This is a genomic window from Ruegeria sp. J8 (genome assembly GCF_056531925.1).
Window position 1 is genome coordinate 1 of sequence record NZ_JBQFMR010000027.1, and the last position, 7149, is coordinate 7149.

Annotated in this window: 6 protein-coding genes; all 6 read left to right on the forward strand. The window is 54.3% G+C overall.

Annotation, left to right across the window (positions count from 1 at the left end; translation table 11 throughout):
• Nucleotides 1–423: 423 nt before the first annotated feature.
• The 6 genes from ACR0L1_RS23580 (at nt 424) to ACR0L1_RS23605 (ending at nt 6264) form a co-directional block, all read left to right on the forward strand.
• Nucleotides 424–2844 carry a hypothetical protein gene (locus tag ACR0L1_RS23580; protein WP_480861100.1) on the forward strand — a complete coding sequence of 807 codons (2421 nt, stop codon included), beginning with the start codon at nt 424–426 and terminating at the stop codon, nt 2842–2844.
• Between the two features lie 677 nt (nt 2845–3521).
• Entirely contained in the window at nt 3522–3689 is a 168-nt protein-coding gene (locus tag ACR0L1_RS23585; protein WP_170555652.1) for a hypothetical protein, read from the forward strand.
• On the forward strand, nt 3682–3873 hold the full coding sequence (locus ACR0L1_RS23590; protein ID WP_480861102.1) for a hypothetical protein: 192 nt from the start codon (nt 3682–3684) through the stop codon (nt 3871–3873). The genes ACR0L1_RS23585 and ACR0L1_RS23590 overlap by 8 nt, the downstream gene beginning before the upstream one ends.
• 39 nt (nt 3874–3912) lie before the next feature.
• Nucleotides 3913–5232, forward strand: a complete 1320-nt coding sequence (locus ACR0L1_RS23595; protein ID WP_480861104.1) for a DUF6538 domain-containing protein — start codon at nt 3913–3915, stop codon at nt 5230–5232.
• On the forward strand, nt 5229–5402 hold the full coding sequence (locus ACR0L1_RS23600; protein ID WP_480861106.1) for a hypothetical protein: 174 nt from the start codon (nt 5229–5231) through the stop codon (nt 5400–5402). The genes ACR0L1_RS23595 and ACR0L1_RS23600 overlap by 4 nt, the downstream gene beginning before the upstream one ends.
• A gap of 133 nt (nt 5403–5535) precedes the next feature.
• Nucleotides 5536–6264 carry a dockerin type I domain-containing protein gene (locus ACR0L1_RS23605; protein ID WP_170624661.1) on the forward strand — a complete coding sequence of 243 codons (729 nt, stop codon included), beginning with the start codon at nt 5536–5538 and terminating at the stop codon, nt 6262–6264.
• The last annotated feature ends 885 nt before the right edge of the window (nt 6265–7149 follow it).

The following is a 7149-nucleotide window of genomic DNA, read 5'->3' on the forward strand; positions in this document are numbered from 1 at the left end:
GTGGTTCCGGGCGCTGAAGACTGGTCGCTGGTGCTGGAGGGTGGGGGCTCGGTCATGTGGTGGTTGCAAATGAAGGTTTGATGGATAGATGTAAGGTGTCCCCTCCAAACTCCAATTAATTAGAACTTATGCAAGATTGCCTGTATCCGCCTGCAGGCCAAGAGCTTTTCTCGTTTAGTTTAACAATAAATGCCCCACGCGGCGAATCGAGTTAGAAGCCAATTTAAGGATCCCAAGCCAATTTATGCTAGTATCCCTTTCAGCAATACTAGGGAGGCGATTCAGCTAAGCACTTTAAACAATCCCATTTATTCCAATGGCTGAGGAATCAGCTAGGTCTCTTACGACTTGGTCGTCTACCCAAATCAAGGCTACTGAACCCGTAGATTACGGGAAATTTTCTTTTAGCTAAAGGAGGTTATCATGTCACGCTCAATCACATTTGTCGTCGAAGGTAACGTTGACACAAAAGTCACTGTTACCGAGTTGGAAGACGGCACTCTCCGTTTTGATTTGATGGTTCTGAATACAGGCGCTATCGGCGACCTTCGAGCACTGTATTTTGACATGAACGACGTAGACGTGACCGGACTGTCAAGCACAGGGGGCGATGTGACGGGCACCGCCTACGAGGAAGGAGCGGTCAACTCGTTGAAGAGTGACACTTCTATTAAAGGTCGAGTCACTAAAACTCTTGGCGATTTTGACGTTGGTATTGCGTTTGGAACACCGGACACAACGCCCGACGATATCCAGTCCACCAGCTTCATTTTGGATCATGACAGTGTGGATCTGACGCTTGACATGCTGGACGAAACTGATTTCGGGTTGCGATACACGTCTGTCGGGGAAGTCGGAGGCAAAAAGCGCAAAGACGAAGCCAAGATCGGCGATCAATCGAACGGCGTTGCTGACAATGACACGCTTGCCGTTACTGAAAATGAAAGCTCGAACGTTAACCTGCTGACCAATGACACCAATGGCGGCAGCAATGCCGTGACAGGTGTGGTCGATGGCGATGGGGTTGCCTTCACCACCACCGCCTCCGGCTTTGAAAAAACGATCATGGTTGACGGGCTAGAACTGGGCGTTCTGACGGTCACTGCAGATGGGGTCGCGACGTTCGACGCCAATGGTGCCGACGTGGATGCTCTAGAGGAAGGAGAGCAGGTCGGCTTTGCGGTCACCTATACCACCACCGCGCCGGATGGGTCGCTGGCCAGCGCCGATCTGGATGTCACTGTCACCGGCACCGCTGATATAACAACGCCAACCACTTTCGGCGTAACCATCAAGGGGTTTGACGACTTTGGCCAGAGCGGTTTCGCCGTGTCCTCAGCCGGGGACATCAACAAGGATGGAATTGACGACATACTGATCGCATCGTTTCGCGCGATACCACCCGGAGAGTTTGATTTCACTGGGGCGGCATACGTCGTTTATGGCGGACAGGATCTGGATGCCGAGATTGATCTGGCCACTCTGGGCCAACCTGGCGGTGCGGACGGATTTACGCTGACGAATGTCGGGGTTGATAATTTCGACAACAGCGACTTTTCGCTTTCTTCGGCAGGAGATGTGAATGGGGATGGTATCGACGATATTGTTGTCGGATCCTACTACGCCCAGACCAACGGCGTGCTTGATCAAAGGGGTGTAACCTATGTGATCTATGGCGGCCAGGGTTTCGGAACACTCGAGGACTTGAACTCGCTGGGGCAGGTCGGCGGACTGGAAGGCTTTGCGTTAACCGGTGTTGCTGCCGATGATTGGAGCGGATTTACTGTTTCGTCTGCGGGTGATGTGAATGGCGATGGGATCAACGACATTCTGATCGGCGCCCGAGAGGCCAACCCCAATGGCCGTTCAGATGCCGGTGAAATGTATGTCGTCTATGGTGGCCAGACATTCGATGCAGAAATCGATCTGGGAACACTTGGCCAACCCGGCGCGGTTCAGGGGTTTACCATTGAAGGCAGCGTCGCAAATGATCGCATCGGATTGAAAACGCCTTCGCTCGGTGACGTAAATGATGACGGGATCGACGATATCGTTGTGGCCGGTCTCGACGAAACCTATGTAATCTTTGGCGGCCAGGCATTCGGGGCCGAAGTCGACCTGGCCACCCTTGGCCAGCCCGGTGGCGTGGACGGGTTTGGGATAGACGTTCGCGGAACGTCAGTGTCTGCCATTGGCGATGTGAACGGGGACGGGGTCGATGACATTTTGATTGGCAATAGCGGTGCCGATCCGGATGGAAAGGCCTTCGCTGGCGAGACTTATGTTATTTATGGCGGTCAGGCTTTCGGCTCCAACGTAGATCTGACCACGCTGGGCCAGCCCGGCGGGGTTGATGGGTTTGCTCTCGCAGGTATCGACGAGCGTGACTCCAGCGGTCGCTCAGTCTCATCAGCCGGTGATGTGAACGGGGATGGGATCGAGGACATCCTCATCGGCGCATCTAATGCTGACCCCGATGGCGTAAACGACGCAGGCGAGGTCTATCTGCTATTTGGCGGGCAGGCCTTCGATGCAGAGGTCGACCTGTCTACGCTTGGTCAGCCCGGCGGGCCTGAAGGGTTCGTTCTGAAGGGGATTGACGAATTCGATTTCAGCGGCGGCGAGGTGACATCCGCAGGGGACGTGAATGGCGATGGGTTCGATGACATCCTCATTGCAGCGCTAGGTGCCAGTCCCGATGGTGCATTCTCAGCAGGTGAATCTTATATCGTATATGGCGGAGAAGACACCTTTGAACGCGCAGATATTGCGGACGGGGTTGATGACGGCGTTATAAGCTTGGCGAATCTTGGGTTAAGCCCAGCCGACTATGAAATCGCATAAGAAATGTGGTTCCAATTCGCGTCTGCCGAGAATGACCTTGGATTACTTCTCACCCGCGGAGAATTTCGAGGAGTGGGTTGCGGCCATCGGCTGAACCGGCACAGTAACCGGTCGTTCAACCAGCCCTCAACCTAAGTCCGCTTCGGCAAAAAGTAAGCAAAGTGGAACTCCCCCGGCAACTCCCTACGTGAGGCCCTCTCGACTCCACCGAGCCTTTATCTGGCAGGGGTTATGCTTGTTCTCGGCGTCCTGATGAGCCCGTGCATGACAGCTTGGGCATAGTGCAATCGTAATGAACGTTTTCTTGCCCGTTGATATGTCGGAGCAAAGTTCCTCACCGCAGATCTCGAGCAACTCCCCGCGCGACATTAACTCTTTGGTGGTGATGCCACATTGCTGGCACTGCGCCTCTTCAAGAGCGCACCTGACTTCCTCAACCGAGACTATCCGTTGATAGTTGCATTCAGTATCGGCCATTTTCATACCCCGCGAAATCGTTGACAACTCAACCCTGTGCAATGGACCTGCCCTGGCCTCACCCAGTATTCGCCTTGGGACATTCACGCTAACGCAGGTGTCGGGCGCATACAAGCCAGCGGGCATTACTCACTCCTGTCCCCCAGAAACCGAGGACCCTCCTGCATCTAATTAAAGAAGCAACTGCAGGAGTTTGATCCATGAAGTACCTGTCTGCCCTCGGCGTTCTCGTCGGGGGTTTTCTTTTGCACCCACCGCCCAAGGCCGTCCTGACGACGATGCTCTGGGTGGTTTCGCGGTCTCATCCCGCTGTCTCGGCGCTGGTTCTGTTGGCGGTTCTCTGGACGTGGAGGCCCAACGATGACTGAGCTGGAGCTAAACCCCGGCGACGTCGTGGTCGTCCAGGCCTTCGATGACGTCCCAGAGCATCTGTTCCGCGTGGAAGAGGTGTTCGAAGACTGCGTGACCGGCTTTGCTGTCACCGGCCCTCTGGCTGGTTCCTACGGCGAACCAGCACTCGAGATGATCCGACGGGTAGTCACTAGCGCCTAACGGCAATCCCCAAAATTCAAACAGAAAAGGAGGAGATTGATGTCTGCTCACATTCGCTATGCCTATCTGAAGGGTCATACGTGGCTCTATAGACGCAACTATCCCGTTGACGTGGCTCTTGCGCTGGGCGCGCAGGCGCTGAAGCAGAGCCTTAAGACTGGAGATCGTAACACCGCCCGTGTCCGAGCCGCAGAAGTCAATGCGCGGTTCGAAACGCTGGTGGAACAGGTTCGGTCGCAGGCAGAAGAGGCGCTGTCTGCCTCAGAGAGCACCGCTGACGTTCCTGATTGGGTCGATCAACCGGAGTCGTCTCTCGTCCGTCTCCGGGCCACTCTGGAGGACTCTGGTTGCAATCTGGAGCGGTTCAGCTTCGCCAGACCAACTGCACCGGTAAGGGTGTCGGTTCGTGACCTGAGCCGAGCCTATCTGAACAAGCGCAGTAACGAGCTACGACCCAGCGGGTTCAAATCGGTCCGATACTCTGTCGGATTATTCACCAGTCGATACGGTGACCAGTCGGTTTGCAGTCTGGACAGAGCGGACGGAAAAGATTTTCTGGGTTCAATAGCCCAACTGTCCCCGATGATCGGCAAGTCAGTGCGGACCCGTGGGCTGACCCTGGACCAACTGGTCGCGTTCTCGTCTCGGGGATCGGTGACCATAACTGCCAGAACCCAGCGGCGTATCTGGTCGCAGGTCAATCACTTCCTCGACTGGGTGGTCTATGAGGGGCATCTGGAGGTCAATCCGTTCCGAACTGTTCTCTTCGATCGCAAGGTGCGCCCTCAACCTTATGCCGTACCGACTGACGATGAAGTAGTGCGATTGCTGGGAGCCAAAGACCGGGAGTTACATCCTGTTCTGCTGACCTGCCTGCTGTCAGGAATGCGCGCGGGGGAAGCGGTCGGGCTGCTTCGGGAAGACCTCGTGACCAAGGGCAATCTCGGTTGCTTCGTTCATATTCAACCCAATGAACTGAGACTGCTGAAGACGGACGCGGCGGAGAGACTGGTTCCGGTTCACCCAGTTCTGGACGATACGTTCCGACAACTGCCTTCCTCCGGCCCTCTGTTTCCTGATCTGACCGTGGCGCACGTCACCAAGGGGTTTGCACGACTGAGACGGCGGTTGGGTCTAGAGCGACCGGGACTGGTGTTTCACTCGACCCGCAAGTGGTTTGTGACCCAGTGCGAACGAACGGGCGTCCCTGAGCACTTCACCGCATCTCTGGTCGGCCATCAATCAGCACGGTCAGAGAACGGGATCACCTACGGCATCTATTCGGCTGGCATCAGTGACGAGCAACGTCGGGCGATCGTCGATCAGATAAGACTCCCGCAAGGGACGGTTGCCTCATGACTTTCCCCGACATTGATGCGTTTGAGGAACGGGCAGCGATCGCTGAATACGACGGTGGTTGCACTCGTAGGGCAGCAGAAGATCTGGCCGCTCGTGCTCAAGGGTTTCGTGATGCTGAAGCGTACTGGCAGTGGTTGGCTGACTATGTCGTCAACCGAAGACCACCCTAAAAACTATCCCTCGGCGGCCCTTTGCGGGTTGCCGGGGGACTTCTGCTTTGATTTTTTGTCAAAAAAAGTGTCGAATTTTAAAGTTTTAAGCTGTTAGGGTGAGGGACAGTTAGTATCAAGTTGGAACTTTAGAATGGTTATCAAGAAAACACTTAACGCTCTGACCCCGTCTAAACAGTCGATGGATGTCAACGGTGATGGAAAAGTAGATTACAAGGACTTCGTCCACGCCGCGAAGAAAATAGGAAGTAAGGCAATACCTCCAAAATCTGCCTTTGATGCCAATAATGATGGAGTAATTGACCATCGAGACGCTTTGATCGGCGCGAAGATTGCCGGAGCAGCTGTTGTCGGAGCAGGAGCAACGCTAGCGGCTGGTGCTTATGGTGGCGCTCTAATAGTCTCAGGCACCGCGACGACTATTGCCACAGGTATCGTTAGTGTCGCAGGAGCCGCAGCAGGCGGTTTCACTGGTGCCATTTTGGGCACCGCAACCACCTCGACTTTCTTGGCCATGAAGTCGGCAAGTGGAGCCATAATCATAGTTTCTGAAACCGCTGCGGCTGTAAGTCCCGGACTTGTTTCAGCGTTCTCAGCTCTTGGATCATCTGTTGGAGCAATGAATAGCGCAGTGATTGCGAAAGTCGCTGGTCTTCCAGTGATTGAGGCTCTGGCATTAAATGCTGGGGTATCTAATGGTGCGTTAGTGATGATCTTCGGCATCCCGATAGCGAGAGAAGTCGCTATTGCAGCGGGTTTGATTTCATTGGTTATCGTGGGGGGATACGCCTACTTATTGCTTAACAAAGGTGTTGAGAAAACCGATGTGGTGGGCTTGTCGGGGCATCCGGCCTCAACTTAAGAGGCCACTTACATCCCATTTAACCGTCATTTTAGTTTATCTCGCTGACGAGCTCTCAAAAAGAAAGGAAATCCAGCGACTACGACGGTGGCGCGAGCCAAAGGCCTGCATACATTGGCTCCGCAGAGAGGATAGAGCTCCTCCAAACGCATTGAGTTCAAACTATACGGTCGAGTGAATATGAGAATTATCCAACCGAAGGGAACAAAAGGAAGCTTAAAATGGATTCAAGCAGCGGTCGACAGATGTCCAGAGGTCCTGCAGCCGAGAAAGCTTCCAACCATTGAATGGGTCTCGCCCCTAGAGGAAGACGACTACGCCGAATATCGCGATGCGGCCTTTTTGAATCGCCTCGGAATCGGGCACCTTACTGCATCCTTGAAGGACTTCTGGCCTCAACGAGGGCCTCAGTGGGATGCTTTAGGTTTAACTTCGCATGGTCCAGTTCTAGTCGAAGCAAAGGCTCACATTCGCGAATTTTTCTCGCCCCCGTCGCAGGCTGGTCAACGTTCACGAGAGCAGATTAATCGTGCTTTCGCGACAGTCCGTGCCGATCTCGGAATTGGAGACCATGTTAACTGGTCGGAACTTTATTATCAGTACGCCAATCGCTTAGCTTTCCTTTGGTGGCTTCGGGAGCACGGGGTTGACGCGAAGTTGCTCTTTGTCAGCTTTCTCAATGACAGCGAAATGGGTGGCCCTCAACACGCCGAGACTTGGGATGCTGCGTTTGCAGCAGCAGACTACGCTTTAGGTCTGCCACGGCAAAATAAACTGAGGAGCCACATTTATCATGTGACGCCGGACGTTCGGGAGATATCCCATTTCTAATTGAGCCCCGCCAACCACCAGCACCAGCGACCAGTCTTCAGCCCCCGGAATCGA

Excerpts from the sequence above, each read along its gene's own strand:
- ACR0L1_RS23590 (WP_480861102.1), top strand. The coding sequence starts at position 3,682 with ATGACTGAGCTGGAGCTAAACCCCGGCGACGTCGTGGTCGTCCAGGCC.
- ACR0L1_RS23605 (WP_170624661.1), top strand. The coding sequence starts at position 5,536 with ATGGTTATCAAGAAAACACTTAACGCTCTGACCCCGTCTAAACAGTCG.
- ACR0L1_RS23595 (WP_480861104.1), top strand. The coding sequence starts at position 3,913 with ATGTCTGCTCACATTCGCTATGCCTATCTGAAGGGTCATACGTGGCTC.
- ACR0L1_RS23580 (WP_480861100.1), top strand. The coding sequence starts at position 424 with ATGTCACGCTCAATCACATTTGTCGTCGAAGGTAACGTTGACACAAAA.
- ACR0L1_RS23585 (WP_170555652.1), top strand. The coding sequence starts at position 3,522 with ATGAAGTACCTGTCTGCCCTCGGCGTTCTCGTCGGGGGTTTTCTTTTG.
- ACR0L1_RS23600 (WP_480861106.1), top strand. The coding sequence starts at position 5,229 with ATGACTTTCCCCGACATTGATGCGTTTGAGGAACGGGCAGCGATCGCT.